Annotated in this window: 17 protein-coding genes, 4 tRNA genes and 1 riboswitch; of the genes, 2 read left to right on the top strand and 19 right to left on the bottom strand. The window is 75.7% G+C overall.

Features of this window, described 5'->3' with window-relative positions; genetic code table 11:
• A partial coding sequence (locus tag ABL57_RS00325; protein ID WP_152683228.1) for a Pr6Pr family membrane protein occupies positions 1-699 on the bottom strand: 699 nt, incomplete at its 3' end.
• A gap of 137 nt (positions 700-836) precedes the next feature.
• Between ABL57_RS00325 and ABL57_RS00320 the strand changes: the two genes are divergently transcribed.
• Entirely contained in the window at positions 837-1,331 is a 495-nt protein-coding gene (locus tag ABL57_RS00320) for a hypothetical protein (RefSeq protein ID WP_047801460.1), read from the top strand.
• 71 nt (positions 1,332-1,402) lie between these two features.
• Here ABL57_RS00320 and ABL57_RS00315 read toward each other — a convergent pair whose 3' ends face one another.
• The 17 genes from ABL57_RS00315 to ABL57_RS00235 all read right to left on the bottom strand — a co-directional run bounded on the left by ABL57_RS00315 (position 1,403) and on the right by ABL57_RS00235 (position 13,037).
• The gene (locus ABL57_RS00315) at positions 1,403-1,582 is read right to left on the bottom strand and encodes a hypothetical protein (RefSeq protein ID WP_047801459.1); all 180 of its coding nucleotides are present in this window, start codon (positions 1,580-1,582) and stop codon (positions 1,403-1,405) included.
• A 180-nt stretch (positions 1,583-1,762) separates the two neighbouring features.
• Positions 1,763-2,527, bottom strand: coding sequence for an imidazole glycerol phosphate synthase subunit HisF (gene hisF, locus ABL57_RS00310; RefSeq protein ID WP_047801458.1), 765 nt, complete (start codon positions 2,525-2,527; stop codon positions 1,763-1,765).
• 38 nt (positions 2,528-2,565) lie between these two features.
• Positions 2,566-3,411, bottom strand: a complete 846-nt coding sequence (gene hisG, locus ABL57_RS00305) for an ATP phosphoribosyltransferase (protein ID WP_047801457.1) — start codon at positions 3,409-3,411, stop codon at positions 2,566-2,568.
• A gap of 42 nt (positions 3,412-3,453) precedes the next feature.
• The gene (locus tag ABL57_RS00300; protein ID WP_047801456.1) at positions 3,454-3,717 is read right to left on the bottom strand and encodes a phosphoribosyl-ATP diphosphatase; all 264 of its coding nucleotides are present in this window, start codon (positions 3,715-3,717) and stop codon (positions 3,454-3,456) included.
• 72 nt (positions 3,718-3,789) lie between these two features.
• Complete coding sequence (ribH, locus tag ABL57_RS00295) at positions 3,790-4,269, bottom strand: 6,7-dimethyl-8-ribityllumazine synthase (RefSeq protein WP_047801455.1); 480 nt, start codon at positions 4,267-4,269, stop codon at positions 3,790-3,792.
• On the bottom strand, positions 4,266-4,967 hold the full coding sequence (locus tag ABL57_RS00290; RefSeq protein WP_047801454.1) for a GTP cyclohydrolase II: 702 nt from the start codon (positions 4,965-4,967) through the stop codon (positions 4,266-4,268). Before ABL57_RS00290 ends, ribH begins: the two co-directional genes overlap by 4 nt.
• Positions 4,964-5,638: a 3,4-dihydroxy-2-butanone-4-phosphate synthase gene (gene ribB, locus ABL57_RS00285; RefSeq protein ID WP_082157126.1), complete on the bottom strand. Its 675-nt coding sequence runs from the start codon at positions 5,636-5,638 to the stop codon at positions 4,964-4,966. Before ribB ends, ABL57_RS00290 begins: the two co-directional genes overlap by 4 nt.
• Positions 5,638-6,312 carry a riboflavin synthase gene (locus ABL57_RS00280; protein ID WP_047801453.1) on the bottom strand — a complete coding sequence of 225 codons (675 nt, stop codon included), beginning with the start codon at positions 6,310-6,312 and terminating at the stop codon, positions 5,638-5,640. The genes ribB and ABL57_RS00280 overlap by 1 nt, the downstream gene beginning before the upstream one ends.
• Before the next feature lie 53 nt (positions 6,313-6,365).
• The gene (gene ribD, locus ABL57_RS00275; RefSeq protein ID WP_047801452.1) at positions 6,366-7,424 is read right to left on the bottom strand and encodes a bifunctional diaminohydroxyphosphoribosylaminopyrimidine deaminase/5-amino-6-(5-phosphoribosylamino)uracil reductase RibD; all 1,059 of its coding nucleotides are present in this window, start codon (positions 7,422-7,424) and stop codon (positions 6,366-6,368) included.
• A 116-nt stretch (positions 7,425-7,540) separates the two neighbouring features.
• Positions 7,541-7,680, bottom strand: a riboswitch (FMN riboswitch).
• 62 nt (positions 7,681-7,742) lie between these two features.
• A complete protein-coding gene (rpe, locus tag ABL57_RS00270; RefSeq protein ID WP_047801451.1) occupies positions 7,743-8,408 on the bottom strand; it encodes a ribulose-phosphate 3-epimerase in 666 nt (221 codons plus the stop codon).
• Positions 8,409-8,442: 34 nt separating this feature from the next.
• Complete coding sequence (locus ABL57_RS00265) at positions 8,443-10,086, bottom strand: RsmB/NOP family class I SAM-dependent RNA methyltransferase (protein WP_047801450.1); 1,644 nt, start codon at positions 10,084-10,086, stop codon at positions 8,443-8,445.
• Positions 10,083-11,006: a methionyl-tRNA formyltransferase gene (gene fmt / locus ABL57_RS00260; protein WP_047801449.1), complete on the bottom strand. Its 924-nt coding sequence runs from the start codon at positions 11,004-11,006 to the stop codon at positions 10,083-10,085. The genes ABL57_RS00265 and fmt overlap by 4 nt, the downstream gene beginning before the upstream one ends.
• A gap of 32 nt (positions 11,007-11,038) precedes the next feature.
• A complete protein-coding gene (gene def, locus ABL57_RS00255) occupies positions 11,039-11,620 on the bottom strand; it encodes a peptide deformylase (RefSeq protein WP_047801448.1) in 582 nt (193 codons plus the stop codon).
• Positions 11,621-11,696: 76 nt separating this feature from the next.
• The gene (locus tag ABL57_RS00250) at positions 11,697-12,551 is read right to left on the bottom strand and encodes a cytochrome P450 (protein WP_047801447.1); all 855 of its coding nucleotides are present in this window, start codon (positions 12,549-12,551) and stop codon (positions 11,697-11,699) included.
• 157 nt (positions 12,552-12,708) lie between these two features.
• Positions 12,709-12,783, bottom strand: a tRNA-Val gene (locus ABL57_RS00245).
• Positions 12,784-12,833: 50 nt separating this feature from the next.
• Positions 12,834-12,904, bottom strand: a tRNA-Cys gene (locus ABL57_RS00240).
• 60 nt (positions 12,905-12,964) lie between these two features.
• A tRNA-Gly gene (locus tag ABL57_RS00235) sits at positions 12,965-13,037 on the bottom strand.
• A gap of 272 nt (positions 13,038-13,309) precedes the next feature.
• On the opposite strand from ABL57_RS00235, the gene ABL57_RS00230 reads away from it, so the two are divergent.
• Positions 13,310-13,381: transfer RNA gene (locus ABL57_RS00230), tRNA-Val, on the top strand.
• A gap of 179 nt (positions 13,382-13,560) precedes the next feature.
• Here the strand turns inward: ABL57_RS00230 and zapE are convergent.
• The gene (gene zapE, locus ABL57_RS00225; RefSeq protein ID WP_047801446.1) at positions 13,561-14,619 is read right to left on the bottom strand and encodes a cell division protein ZapE; all 1,059 of its coding nucleotides are present in this window, start codon (positions 14,617-14,619) and stop codon (positions 13,561-13,563) included.
• Between the last annotated feature and the right edge of the window lie 183 nt (positions 14,620-14,802).

Raw genomic sequence — 14,802 nt, 5'->3', positions numbered from 1 at the left:
ACCGGGTCGTCGCCGGCCGGCCGGCCGGGACGGCCCCGCCGACCGGTCCCGCCGCCGGGCACGGCCGGGGTCCGGCCCGCCCGGCACGGCCGGCAATCGGGTCGCGGCGACGGTCAGGAAGGCCACGGCGAGGATGAACATCGACAGCCCCAGGGCGTAGGTGCCCACCGCCCGGTAGCCGCCCACCAGGGCGGGGTCCAGGAAGAAGTAGGGGTACCAGCCGACCATCCGGCCCCGGACGAGGGTGTACACCGCCCACAGCGCGGGGAAGACCGTGGCCACCCAGACGGTGGCCCAGCGCAGCCGGTTCCGTCCCGGGGCCAGGAGGAAGTCCAGCAGGGCGTAGACGGGGAGCACGAAGTGCAGCACCTGGGAGGACCGCGGGACGAGGAAGAGGTGCCCGAACAGCTCGGCGTTGGCGAGCAGCACCGCGAACACCGCGCCCGAGACCGTCGTGTAGGTGGTGGCCAGGGCGCGCAGGCCCGTCAGCCAGCCCTGCTCCGGGCGCCCGGTGGCGGTGTGCAGCACCGCCAGCAGCAGCGCCAGGATCAGCAGGAAGGCGCTGTGCACGGTGAAGTAGCTGAACAGGTTGGAGCCGAGACAGGTGCGGGTCACGAAGGCGCAGTCGGCGCGGGAGACCAGGGCCCAGATCGCGACCACCAGGGCCGAGACCCGGGCCGCGACGACGACGACTCGCACGTGCCCCTCCTCCCGGTCGCCCGTCACCCAGGATATGGGCTGTGCCCCGCCGTGTCCTCCGTCTCCCGCCACGGGGCGCCAGGGCCTATGGTGGGGCGGAGAACCGGATGGGCACGACGGGCAGGACACCGACGACGATGGATGCCAGGACAGCGCGGCGCGGCGCGGCGGCGGCCCTCAGCGGCCTGCTCCTGACCGGGTGCGCGGGCCCCGGTCCGACCCCGGACCCGCCCGGGAGCCCGGTGCCGTCCGCCGCGGCGCCCACGGCCATGGCGTCCCCCTCGGCGCCCTCCGCCACGGCCGCCTCCGGGCCGTGGGGCGCCTACCCCGGCCGGGGCGAGGCGTGCGCCGCGGTGGCCGAGGACCTCGTGGCGCTCGCCCTGCTGCCGGCCAGTCTCTCCGGCGGACCGACCACCGAGCAGGTGCATGCCGTGGAGGACCAGGTCGCCGGCATGCTGGCGGCGGCTCCCCCGGAGCTCGCGGCGGACCACGCCCGGGTGCAGCTGCTCGTGGACTCCTACGGGGAGGAGCTGGCGGAGGACCCGGACGCCCGGTTCGACGGCGAGGCCCTCGACGAGGCGCTCGCACCGGTGCGGGACTGGCTCGACGGGACCTGCCGGGACACGCGCTGAGCCGGGCACCCGCTGGGTGCCCGGCTCGGTCGGCGCGGCGGTCGACGGTGACCGGCCGCGCCCGGCGGCGGTCAGCGGCGGTTGAGCAGACCCCTCAGCCGGCCTCCGAGGCCGCGCCCGGTGTTCCGGCCGGCACCGGCCTGCCCGGCGGCGTTCATGCCGCGGGTGGCCCGGCGGCCTCCGGCGCCCCGTCCGGCGGTGCCCCCGGCTCCCCGCCCGGTGAAGCTCTTGATGATGCTGTTCAGTCCCACGGTGGACTCCTTCGCGATCGGCCTGTCGAGCGACTGTCGTCAGCTCACTGACGACTCTACGCCCGACCACCGGCCCACGGCTACGGGCACCCCTGCCGCCCGCGAGGTGGCGCACGGCGGCGACGGACGCCGCTCCGGTGGCCGACGGCTGCGACCTCGGCGCGGGGAGGGCGGAGTCGTTCAGCGGACCTCGTGGCCTGCCGAGCGCAGGGCGTCCTTGACCTCGGCGATGGCGTGCACCGGCCCGAAGTGGAAGATCGAGGCCGCCAGCACGGCGTCGGCGCCGGCCGCCACGGCCGGCGGGAAGTGCTCCGGGGCACCGGCCCCACCCGAGGCGATGAGCGGCACGTGCACCCGGGCGCGCACGGCGCGGATCATCTCCAGGTCGAAGCCCTCCTGGGTGCCGTCGGCGTCCATGGAGTTGAGCAGGATCTCGCCCACCCCGCGGTCCTCGGCCTCCCGTGCCCACTCGAGGGCGTCCAGGCCCGTGAGGGTGCGCCCGCCGTGGGTGGTGACCTCGAAGCCGGAGGGGGTGTTGCCCGTGCGGCGGGCGTCGAGGGAGAGCACCAGCACCTGGCTGCCGAAGTGCCCGGTGATCTCGTCGATCACCCCGGGCCGGGCCACCGCCGCGGTGTTGATCGACGCCTTGTCCGCCCCGCAGCGCAGCAGCCGGTCGACGTCGGCGACCGCGCGCACGCCGCCGCCCACCGTGAGCGGGATGAAGACCTCCTCGGCGGTGCGGGAGACCACGTCGAAGGTCGTGGCGCGGGCGGCCGAGGACGCCGTGACGTCGAGGAACGTCAGCTCGTCGGCGCCGGCCTGGTTGTAGCGCTTGGCCAGCTCGACCGGGTCCCCGGCGTCGCGCAGGTTCTCGAAGTTCACGCCCTTGACGACGCGACCGGCGTCGACGTCCAGGCACGGGATGACACGTACGGCAACGCCCACGGGCGGGACCTCCTCGGCTGCGGTGGGGTGGGAAGGGCTCAGATGCGGGCGGCCTGGATCGGGGAGACCAGGATGGCGCGCGCGCCGACGTCGTAGAGGGCGTCCATCACCTTGTTGGTCTCCGACTTCGGGACCATGGCGCGCACCGCCCACGCGTTGCCGCGCCCGAGCCGGGAGATGGTGGGGCCCTCCATGCCGGGGGTGATCTGGGTGGCGGCCTCGACGAGCTCCTCGGCGACGTCGTAGTCCATCATCACGTACTGCCGGGCCACGAGCACGCCCTGCAGGCGGCGGCGGAGCACGGACAGGCCCTCGGGCTCCTCGGCCCGGCGGCTGCGGATCAGCAGCGCCTCGGAGGTCATGATCGGCTCCCCGAACACCTGCAGCCCCGCGGCCCGCAGCGTGTTGCCGGTCTCCACCACGTCGGCGATCGCGTCGGCCACGCCCAGCCGGATGGAGGACTCCACCGCCCCGTCCAGGCGCACCACCGAGGCGTCCACGCCCCGCTCGGCCAGGTAGTCCCGCAGCAGGCCGTCGTAGCTGGTGGCGATGCGCCGGCCGGCCAGCTCGGCGATCGAGGAGTACCGGCCGGCGGGGCCGGCGAAGCGGAAGGTGGAGCGGGCGAAGTCCAGGGCCAGGTCCTCGTCCGCGTGCGCGCCGGAGTCCAGCAGCAGGTCGCGGCCGGTGATCCCGACGTCGAGGGTGCCTCCGCCCACGTACACCGCGATGTCGCGCGGGCGCAGGTAGAAGAACTCGATGTTGGCCTCGGGGTCCACGAGCACCAGCTCGCGGGAGTCCCGGCGCTGCCGGTAGCCGGCCTCCTTGAGCATGGTGACGGCGGCTTCGGACAGGGCGCCCTTGTTGGGCACTGCGACACGCAGCATGGGGGATCCTTCTCGGCTTCGGTGGGACGGGGGCGGGGGCGCTCAGAGGTGGCGGTAGACGTCCTCGAGCGTCAGGCCCTTGGCGACCATCATGACCTGCAGGTGGTAGAGCAGCTGGGAGATCTCCTCCGCGGCCTGCTCGGAGGTCTCGTACTCGCACGCCATCCAGACCTCGGCGGCCTCCTCGACGACCTTCTTGCCGATCCCGTGCACGCCGGTGTCCAGCTCCCGGACCGTGCCGGAGCCTTCCGGTCGGGTCACGGCTTTGTCGCTGATCTCGGCGAAGAGGGTCTCGAAGGTTTTCACGACTACCAGGGTAATGGGTCCGCGGGCTCCCCCCGGACCGGCCGCGCTCGGCCGGTCCGGGGGCGCGGGGGCTCAGACGCCGAGCGAGCGCAGCAGCAGGGCGGTCTGCACCGCGGCGGCCGTCGCCTCGTAGCCCTTGTCCTCCTGGGAGCCCTCCAGGCCGGCGCGGTCGAGGCCCTGCTGCTCGGTGTCGCAGGTCAGCACGCCGAAGCCGACCGGCACGCCGGTGCGCACCGAGACGTCCGTGAGGCCCTGGGTGGCGGCGGAGCAGACGTAGTCGAAGTGCGGGGTGCCCCCGCGCACGACCACGCCCAGGGCCACCACGGCGTCCAGCCCGGGCGCCAGGCGGGCGGCGGCGACCGGCAGCTCGAAGCTGCCGGGCACGCGCACGACCGCCGCGTCGGTCACGCCGGCGTCGGCGAGCGCGCGGCGGGCGCCGTCGAGCAGCCCGTCCATGATCACCGTGTGCCAGCTGGAGGCGACGACGGCGACGCGCAGTCCGCTCGCGTCGGCGGCGCTCAGGTCGATGTCGGGGGCTCCGTGTCCGCTCATGGGGTGAGGTCTCCTGTGCTGTTCGTGCGGTCGCCGGCGTGCGCCGGCGCCTCGGGGTGTGCGGTGGTGTCGTCGACGTGGCGCAGGCGGTGGTGCATGCGGTCCCGCTTGGTCGCGAGGTAGTCGTGGTTCTCGGGGCGGGCCGGGACCTCGTTGGGCACCATCGCGACGACGTCGATGCCCAGCTCGGCCAGCCGCTCCGCCTTGGCGGGGTTGTTGCTGAGCAGCCGGATCCGCGACAGGCCCAGGCGGTGCAGGATGGCGGCGGCGGCGGTGTAGTCCCGCGCGTCGGCGGGCAGGCCGAGCAGCTCGTTGGCCTCCACGGTGTCCGCCCCGCCGTCCTGGAGCTTGTAGGCCCGCAGCTTGTTCACCAGGCCGATCCCGCGGCCCTCGTGGTTGCGCAGGTACAGCAGGGTGCCGCCGTCGTCGGCGATCCGGCGCAGGGCCAGGTGCAGCTGCGGGCCGCAGTCGCACCGGTAGGAGCCGAAGACGTCCCCGGTGAGGCACTCGGAGTGCAGCCGCACGAGCGGGGGCTGGCCCACCGGCACCCGCTCCGAGGACGGGGCGGTGAGGCTGAGGTGCTCGGCGGCCGGGTCCCCGGACCGGCCGGGCACCTGCCAGCCCACGACCTCGAACCGCCCCTCGGGGGTGGGCACGACCACGGGCTCGGAGCTCACCAGCGGGGCGTCCGGCGTCATCGGCGGTCCCCGCGCAGCTGCTCCGCCAGGTCCTCGATGCTCACCAGCGGGATGCCGTGCCGGTCGGCGAAGGCCCGCAGGGCCGGCAGCCGCATCAGCTCCCCCTCGTCGTGCACGAGCTCCGCGATGACCCCCACCGGTTCCAGGCCCGCGAGGACGCACAGCTCGACGGCGGCCTCGGTGTGCCCGCGGCGGACCGCGACGCCTCCGTCGGCGGCACGCAGCGGCAGGACGTGCCCGGGCCGGGTCAGGTCCTCCGCGCCGGCGGACCTGTCGGCGAGGACCCGGGCGGTGAGCGCCCGGTCCGCGGCGCTGATGCCGGTGCTCACGCCGTGGCGGGCGTCGCAGGTGACCGTGTAGGCGGTGCCCTTGGAGTCCTCGTTGACGGCGACCATGGGCGGCAGGCGCAGCGCGTCCGCCCGCTCCCCCGTCATCGGCACGCACACGACGCCGGAGGTGTGCCGGATGGTGAAGCCCATGAGCTCGGCGGTGGCGTGCTGGGCCGCGAAGACGATGTCGCCCTCGTTCTCCCGGTCGGCGTCGTCCACGACGACCACCGGCCGGCCCTGCGCCATCGCCTCGACCGCCGTGCGCACGGCGTCCAGGCGGATCGGCTCGCCCGCCCCGCCCGCGCCGGGGCCCGTGTCCGTCCGGGTGCTGCTGGTGCGCATCATGCTCCTTCTCCTGCGGTGGGCCCGGCCTCCGGCGCCGGGGTGCTGTCGGTGCGGGCGAAGGCCAGCAGCCGCTGGGCGTACTTCGCGAGGACGTCGACCTCGAGGTTGACGGACGCCCCGGCGGGGCGCCGTCCCAGCGTGGTCTCGGCCAGGGTGGCGGGGATGAGCCCGATCTCGAACCAGGGCTCGGTAGCGCCGGGGGCGCTGACCGCCGTGACGGTCAGGGACACCCCGTCCACGGCGACCGAGCCCTTCTCCGCGACGAAGGGGGCGAGCTCCCCGGGCACCGCGATGCGCACCCGTTCCCACTCCCCCAGGTCCTCCCGGGCGACGACGGTGCCGGTGCCGTCGACGTGGCCCTGGACCACGTGGCCGTCCAGGCGCCCGCCGGCGGGCACGCACCGTTCCAGGTTCACGGTGTCGCCGGGGGCCAGCGCCCCGAGGGTGGTGCGCACCAGCGTCTCGCCGATGACGTCGGCCAGGAACTGCCCGGCGCCGATGTCCTCGGTGCGCGTGGCCGTCAGGCACACGCCGTTGACGGCGAGGGAGCCGCCGTGCGGCAGGTCGGCGACGAGCGGGCCCGCATCCACGAGGAGGCGGGCGCTCCTGCCGTCCGGGCGGGGCTCGACCGAGCGCACGGTGCCCTGCCCGGCGACGATTCCTGTGAACATGCGGCTTGTCCTCTGTCTCTCTGGGTGCGGTCGGTGAGGTCTGTTCGGTGCGGTCAGTCCGCGGGGGCGGGCCGCAGGTGGATCCACAGGTCCGGGCCCAGCTGCTGCACCGGTCCCCCGCCGGTGGGGTCCAGCCGCCACCGGGAGGCGTCGGCGAGGGTGCCGATGCCCTGCTCGGCGAACGCGGGCCGCCCGGCGCCCAGCAGCAGCGGCGCCTGGTAGAGGCTGATCTCGTCGACGAGGCCGGCGCGCAGGAAGCCCGCGGCGACCGTGGCGCCGCCCTCGATGAGGACGTGGCGGACCCCGGCGTCGTAGAGCTCGGCCAGGGCGGCGTGGGGGTCGTGGGTGACCAGGTGGCGGAACCGGCCGTCGCTGCCGCGGATCGCCGCGCCGGCCGGCACGGCGCGCAGCCCCATGGCCGCGCGCAGCGGCTGCCGCGGCACGGCGGCGCCGTCGCCGGTCCGGGCGGTGAGCCGCGGGTCGTCGGCCAGGACCGTGCCGGTGCCCACGAGCACGGCGTCGGCGCGGGCGCGCAGGTCGTGGCCGTGCTCGCGCGCCGAGGCGGAGGTGATCCACTGGCTGGTCCCGTCCGCCGCGGCGATCCGGGCGTCGAGGGTCTGGGCGACCTTGAGGGTGACGAACGGCCGTTGGGCGCGCATCGTCTCGCCCCAGCGGTCGTTGAGCCGTTCGGCCTCCTCGGCGAGCACGCCGGAGCGCACCTGCAGCCCGGCCGCGCGCAGGGTGGCGGCCCCGCCCGCGGCGGCGGAGGTCCGGTCGGGGGCCCCGAAGACCACCCGGGGCACGCCCGCCTCCACGATGGCGTCGGCGCACGGGCCGGTGCGGCCCCAGTGGTTGCAGGGCTCGAGGGTGACGTACATGGTAGTGCCGCGCAGGTCCGTGCCGGCGGAGGCGGCCTGCTGCAGGGCGTCGACCTCGGCGTGGACGGTGCCGGCCCCGCGGTGGTGGCCGACGTGCAGGATCCGGCCCGCGGCGTCGGCGAGGACGGCTCCCACGAGGGGGTTGGCCCCGCGCGGGCCGCGCGCCGCCGCGTGCAGGGCGGTCCGCATGATCGACCGTTCGGCGTCTCCGCCGGGCCGGTGCTGCGGGTCCATTCGCGTCGTCCTTTCCCGGGTCGGCTCCGGGGGCAGGACGACGGTGCCGCCGGCCGGGCCCGTGCGGCCGCGACCGGCAACGCGGCGGGCCGGCAGGGCGCGCCGCGAGGGCCGTCGAACGTGTTGCCTTCCATCCAGACTGTGACTGTCGGTACCGGAGTTCCACCGGTTCGGCCGTGCCCGCCCCGCTGGGGCGCCGCACGGTTCGCGGACTGTGACCGCCGGTTCGGACTTGCACCGACCCCGGAACACGTTGTTCTTGAGCCCGATTATGGCACAGCCCCGCCGGGCCGGCAGCACCGGGCGGCGGGTCCCCGCTCAGGAGCGGGCGTCGTGGGCGGCACTGCGCAGCGCCGTGATCGCCGCCTCGGGGTCCCCCGCCCCGTAGACGGCGGAGCCGGCCACGAAGGTGTCGGCCCCGGCCTCGGCGGCGCGCAGGATCGTCTCCTCCGTGATCCCGCCGTCCACCTGCAGGGCCACCCGCCCCCCGCCGGCACGGATCGCCTCGGCCGCCCGGCGGATCTTCGGCAGCATCACGTCCAGGAAGGCCTGCCCGCCGAAGCCGGGCTCCACCGTCATGACGAGGAGCATGTCCAGCTCCGGGAGCAGGTCGAGGTAGGGCTCCACGGGGGTCGCCGGGCGCAGGGCCATCCCGGCCCGCGCACCGTGGGCCCGCAGCTCCCGGGCCAGCTTCAGCGGGGCGCGCGCGGCCTCCGCGTGGAAGGTGACCGACTCGCAGCCGAGCTCGGCGTAGCCGGTGGCCCAGCGGTCGGCGTCCTCGATCATCAGGTGCACGTCCAGCGGGACCGGGCTGACGGCCAGCAGCCGCTCCACCACGGGCAGCCCGAGGGTGAGGTTGGGGACGAAGTGGTTGTCCATGACGTCCACGTGCACGGCGTCGGCGGTGGCGATCCGCGCCAGCTCGGCCTCGAGGTTGACGAAGTCGGCGGAGAGGATCGAGGGGTGGATGCAGGGCTGGGGCACGGAGGACTCCTGGGTGGTCGGGGGTTCGGGGGGCTCAGCGCTTGCGCAGCAGGGCCAGGAACATGGCGTCGGTGCCGTGCACGTGCGGCCACAGCTGGACGGTCGCCGGTCCCGCGGCGCCCTCCCAGGGGCGGGACGGGTCCCGGTCCCCCTCGAGGGCCCCGGGCAGGGCGGCGTCGCGGGCCGGACCGAGGGCGTCGAGGAGCTCCACGTCCTCCCGGCGGCCCAGCACGTCCTGGACCACCGCGAGGGTCTCGGCCGCGTGCGGGGAGCACGTGGCGTAGGCGACCGTGCCCCCGGGGCGTGTGACGTCGAGGGCGGCCTCCAGCAGCTCCCGCTGCAGCGGCCCCAGCTCGGCCAGGTCCCGCGGGGTGCGGCGCCAGCGGGACTCCGGCCGCCGGCGCAGCGCCCCGAGTCCGGTGCAGGGGGCGTCGACGAGCACCCGGTCGTAGCCGGCCTCCTCCGCGGGGCGGCCCCCGAGCAGCTCGCCGGCGGCCCGGCCGTCCCCGGTGCGCACCGACCACGCGTGCCCGGGCACGGGCCGCAGGGCCTGGCGGACCAGCTCGGCCCGGTGCGGGGCCACCTCGTTGGCCGTCAGGTGCGCGCCGCGCTCGGCGGCCAGGGCGGCCAGCAGCGCGGCCTTGCCGCCGGGACCGGCGCACAGGTCGAGCCAGCGCTCGCCCCGGCCGTCCCCGGCCCCGGCGCTCCCGCCGCCGGCCGCGGCCAGGGCCCGGGCGACCAGCTGGGAGCCGGCGTCCTGGACCCGGACCCCGCCCGCGCGCACGGAGGAGAGCCGGTGCAGGTCGCCGCCGCTGCTGAGCGCGGAGCCGGGCACGAGCGCGCCCTTCTGCGCGCCGGCCTCGAGGGCCTCGGTCAGTTCGCCGAGGCCGGGCAGGGCCACGAGGTTGACCACGGGGGCCTCGTTGTCCGCCGCGAGCAGGGCCTCGAGCTCGGTGCCGGACCGGCCGTGGGCCACCAGGGCCTGGCGCAGCGCGCGGACCTGCCACGCCGGGTGGGCGTGGGCCAGGCCCAGCCGCGCGGTCCCGTCGGCGGCGTCCTCGCTCAGCTCGGCGATCCACGCGGGGAGGTCCCGGGCGGCGACCTTGCGCAGCACCGCGTTGACGAGGGACCCGGGCCCGGCGCCCACCACGGCCCGCACCAGCCCGACCGTCTGGTCGAGGGCGGCGTGGTCGGGCACCCGCATCGCCAGCAGCTGGTGCACGCCCAGGCGCAGGGCGTCGAGCACCGCGCCGTCGAGGTCGGCCAGCGGCCGGTCCACGCACCGGCTCAGCACCGCGTCCCAGGTCCCCTGCCAGCGCAGCGCCCCGTAGGCCAGCTCGGTGGCGAAACCGGCGTCGCGCCGGTCGAGCCGGTGGGCCCGCACGGCCTTCGGGAGCACGAGGTTGCCGTAGGCGCCCTCCTCGGAGACCGCCCGCAGCGTCTCGAACGCGGCCAGCCGGGCCGGGTCGGCCCGCCGGGTCCGGGCCGCCGGCGCGGCGGAGGAGAACGTCCGCTCGGTCCGGGGGCGCCGGTTGCGCTCGTGGCCCCGGGCGTTGCGCCGCTCACCCCCCGGGCGCCGGTCCCGGCCGCCCCGGCGCTCGTCCTGGCGCTCGTCCTGGCGGTCGTCCTGGCGGTCGCGGCGGCGGTCGTCGCGCCCCCGGCTCTCGCGCTCGCTCACTCGAACACCACCCTGTCCTCCGTGTTGTGGCCCCGCGCCCAGGCGGCGGCGTCCATGGTCTTCTTCCCGGCGGGCTGCACCGTGCCCAGCTGCACCGCGCCCGAGCCGGTGCCCACGAGCACGGCGCCGCCGCGCAGCGCGCACTCCCCCGGCGCGAGGTCCCGGACCTCGGGGCGGGCGGCGACGCCCTCTAGCTTGATCCGGCGGCCGTCGAGCTGGGTCCAGGCCCCGGGCTCCGGCGTCGTCCCGCGGACCCGGCGGACCACGGCCAGGGCGGGGTCCGCCCAGCGGACCCGCCCGTCCTGCGCGGTGAGCTTGGGCGCCAGCGAGACGTCGCCCCGCTGGGCGGCGGGCCGGGCCGTGCCCTCGACCACCGCGCGCAGCGAGTCGGCCAGCAGGGGCGCGGCCGTGCGGGAGAGCCGCTCCAGGACCGTGCCGGCGGTGTCCTCGGGGCGGACCTCGTCGGTCATCGTCCCCACCACCGGGCCGGTGTCCAGCCCGGCCTCCAGCAGGAACGTGCTGGCGCCCACCACCGTGTCCCCGGCCATCAGCGCCCGCTGCACGGGGGCGGCGCCCCGCCACTGCGGGAGCAGGGAGAAGTGCAGGTTGAGCCAGCCGTGCGGCAGGGCGTCGAGCGCGGCCTGGGGCACCAGCGCGCCGTAGGCGACCACCGCGGCCACGTCGGCGCCCAGGTCCCGGATCCGCTCGGTCAGCTCCGCGTCGATCCGGTTGGCCTTGAGCACGGGAAGGCCCCGCCGCTGCGCCTCCTGCGCCACGGGCGAGGGCGTGAGCACCTTCTTGCGGCCCACGGGGGCGTCGGTGCGGGTCAGGACGGCGAGGATCTCGACGTCGGACCGGTCGGCCAGGTGGGCCAGGGGCGGCACGGCGACGGACGGCGTGCCGGCGTAGAGGATCTTCACTGCTCTCCAGACGGGTGGGGACGGGGGTGGACTCAGCCGCGGGCGGAGCCGAAAGCGCTGCCGGTGCCGCTGCCGAAGGAGGAGCCCACGGTCGCGGCCCGCTGCCCGGCCACGCCGTGGACCACCCCGTCGTAGTCGGCGGCGCGGATGGCCCGCAGCGCCTCCTTCCGGGCGGCGCCCACGAGGCGGTCGACGTACAGCCGCCCGTCCAAGTGGTCGGTCTCGTGCTGCAGGCAGCGCGCGAGCAGACCGGTGCCCTCGACGGTGACCGGCCGGCCGTCCTGGTCCGTGCCGGTGACCCGGGCCCAGTCGCGGCGCGGGGTGTCGAAGCCGAGACCGGGCACGGAGAGGCAGCCCTCGCCGCCCTCCTGCGGCGCGTCGCCCACCTCCAGGACCGGGTTGACCACGTGTCCGGCGCTGCCCTCGACCGCCCAGGTGAACAGGCGCAGCCCGATCCCCACCTGGGGAGCGGCGAGGCCGACGCCGCCGACGTCGAGCATCGTCTCGGTCATGTCGGCGACGAGCCGGCGCAGCGCGTCGTCGTACTGCGTGACCTCCGACGCGCGGGTGCGCAGGACGGGATCGCCGATGGTGCGGATGGGCAGGATGGGCATGGGGCAACCTCGCTCTCGACCCGACAAGTCTACGGGCCGCCCGCGGGGCGCGGGGCGCGGACCCGTTCCGGAGGTCCTAGGGCTGCTCCGGCGGCGGGGGCGGCGGCACGGGGCGCAGGGCGGGGCCGGCCGCGGCCAGGGCGGTCTCCTGGGTCCACAGCCGGTGCAGGGCGCAGAACTTGTACCAGTGCTGCTCGAGCACCGCCGGCACGGCCTGCACGGGCACGACCTCCGTCTCCCCGATCGCGACCCCCAGCAGCAGGTCCGCGCCGCCGTAGGCCCAGGGCTCCCAGGTGCCGGCCTCGGCGTCCACGAGGGACTCCTCGGCCTTGAGCCCGGCCACGAGCTGGGTGACGACCTTGGCGTCCAGGGACTTCACGCGCCCGTCCCGGTCCGTGCCCTTCGTCTTGTAGTCGATCAGGCAGACCTTGCCCGCGATCCGGGCGACGAGGTCGAGGGTGCCGGCGTAGCCGACGGTGGAGTTCCAGACGGTGACCTCCACGGCGAGGGGCTCGGGCGCGTAGAGGTCCCACCACTCGTCGAAGCGGGAGGCGAAGCGCTCCTCGCCGTGCTCGGCCAGGGTGGCCCGCGCCTCCGCGGCCCGGTGGGGCTTCCCGAGGGCGCGCAGGGCGATCTGCTCGGCGTAGGTGTGCACCCGGTCCCCGCGGGCCGCGGCGTCGTCCCGGTGCCGCTGGGCGGCCTTGGCGGCGTCCCGCACGACGGCGCGCAGCTGGGCGGGCGAGCCCAGGGCCGCCCGTAGCCGGTCGTCCTGCACGGCCGCCTGCGCGGCGGAGTAGCCGTACCAGCCGTCCAGGTCGGTGGCGGCACGGGAGAGCACGGTGGTGATGGAGGGGACGGTGGCCTGCTCGGAGATGGACCTCGCGTACATCCGTCCGTACTCGGTCTGTTCCGCCAGCCTGGGCTGTGTCACGCTGCTCGTCGCCTCTCCGTCGGGTCCCCGGCTCGACCGGGCGGGTCCCCGGTGCTCCGGGTCCTGGGCCGCAGGCTACCGACCGCCTCGGACACGGGACGCCCGGGGCCCGCCGGGCACGACGAAGGCCCCGGCTCGGGGAGCCGGGGCCTTCGGGTGGTGCGCGATACTGGGATCGAACCAGTGACCTCTTCCGTGTCAGGGAAGCGCGCTACCGCTGCGCCAATCGCGCTTGACCGGCGACCTCCGGGGAGGCCGTCAAGCATGGTGGGTCGTGCACCGAGGTGGAGACGGGATTCGAACCCGCGTAGACGGCTTTGCAGGCCGCTGCCTAACCACTCGGCCACCCCACCGGGGCCTCGTCCTCACGGACAGGGCCGTCGGTCACGGCATGGGACATGCCGATTCCTGCGAGCGGACGACGGGAGTCGAACCCGCGACATCCACCATGGCAAGGTGGTGCTCTACCAGCTGAGCTACGTCCGCATGTCTTTCCGGGGATCTCTCGATCTTCCGGTGTGGAACTCTATCACAGCCCCGTGCCCGGCGTTCCCGCCGGTCCGGTGCGTCGACATCCGGCGGAGTCCTGGAGCGTCCCGGCCTCGCGGCCCGTCCGTTCGCCGGAACCCGTCGGTGTTCCTGACAGGCAGAGACTGTACGGGACGGTTTTCCGGATCGCCAAATCGGCGGCCGGCGGCGCGGCCGGACGGGCGAATTGGCCCACGGCCCGGTTGTGGGTTATGGTTTTCGAGCAGTGAGCGCGATTGGCGCAGTGGTAGCGCGCTTCGTTCACACCGAAGAGGTCACTGGTTCGAACCCAGTATCGCGCACGAGCACCGACGAGGGCCCCGGCTGAGATCATCTCAGCCGGGGCCCTCGTCGTCGTGCCGCCTCCTGGGCGGTGCCCCTGCGGGCCCCCGACGACGGCGCCCGCCCCGCCGGCCCGTCCGGGGACGGCGGCGGAGCGGGCGCGGAGGGTGCGCCCGGGCCGTGCACCCGGGCGGTGGCCTCAGACCGTGGAGACGTCCCCCAGGATCCCCTCCCGGGCCAGGGCGGTGAGCCGCGAGACCGCCCGGTAGTACTTCTTCTGGTAGCCGCCGGCCATCATCTCGGCCGTGAACACCTCGTCGAAGGGCCGGCCGGAGGCGATGATCGGCAGGTTCTTGTCGTAGAGCCGGTCGGCGAGCACGACGAAGCGCAGGGCCACGGCCTGCTGCTCGATCGTGTGCACGTCCTGCCACACGATCGCGTCGATCCCCTCCAGGAGCTTGCGGTAACGGGAGGGGTGGACGTCGGAGAGGTGCTCGATCAGGTCGGCGAACGCGTCCGCGGCCACCACCCGGCCCGAGAACCGCTCCTCGACGGCGCGCTCGAGCTCGCCGCCGGACAGCGGCGCCGGAGCCTGCGGCAGGCCGCGGTGCCGGAAGTCCTCACCGTCGATGCGCACGACCTCGAACTGGTCGGCCAGCACCTGGATCTCCCGCTGGAAGTCCTGGGCGGCGAAGCGGCCCTCGCCGAGTGAGCCCGGGAGCGTGTTGGACGTCGCGGCGATCCGGACGCCGGCGTCGGCGAGCTCGCGCATCAGGCGGGACATCAGCACGGTGTCCCCGGGGTCGTCGAGCTCGAACTCGTCGATGCACACCAGCTGGTAGGTGCTCAGGGCGTCGACGGCCTTGCGGAAGGTCAGCGCGCCCACCAGGTTGGTGTACTCCACGAAGGTGCCGAAGGCCTTGGGGCCGGGCACGGCGTGCCACAGGGAGGCGAGGAGGTGGGTCTTGCCCACGCCGAAGCCGCCGTCCAGGTAGATCCCCGTGCGGACGTCGGCGGGGCGGGGGCCGCCGCCGAAGAGCTTGGCGAAGAACCCGCCGCCGGAGCCGGCCCGTCCCACGGAGTCCGCGAAGGCGCGCAGCTCCCGCACGGCCTCCGCCTGGGACGGCTGCTGGGGATCGGGGCGGTAGGTGTCGAACGAGACCTCGCCGAAGCGCTCGGACGGGCGGAACCCCGCCAGCAGCTCGTCGGCCGACACGTGCGGCCGGCGGTCGGTGAGGTGTTCGATGCGGATGCTCACGGGGAGACCTCTCTGTCCGCCGGGCACGACGGCTCGCTGGTTCGGCGCGCCGGAGCGACGCGCGCGGGTGCTCCGGCGATTTTAGCCCGCGCCCCGCGGCCGCCGGTGCGCCGGCCGCGAAATCCCGGCCGCCCCGGGCCGGGTGCCGCCCGTGCGGGGGGCGGCACCCGGCCGGGAGCACTA

The sequence above is a fragment of the Kocuria sp. SM24M-10 genome (assembly GCF_001027955.1).
Taxonomy (GTDB): domain Bacteria; phylum Actinomycetota; class Actinomycetes; order Actinomycetales; family Micrococcaceae; genus Kocuria; species Kocuria oceani.
This window is presented reverse-complemented; position numbering and strand designations above follow the sequence as displayed.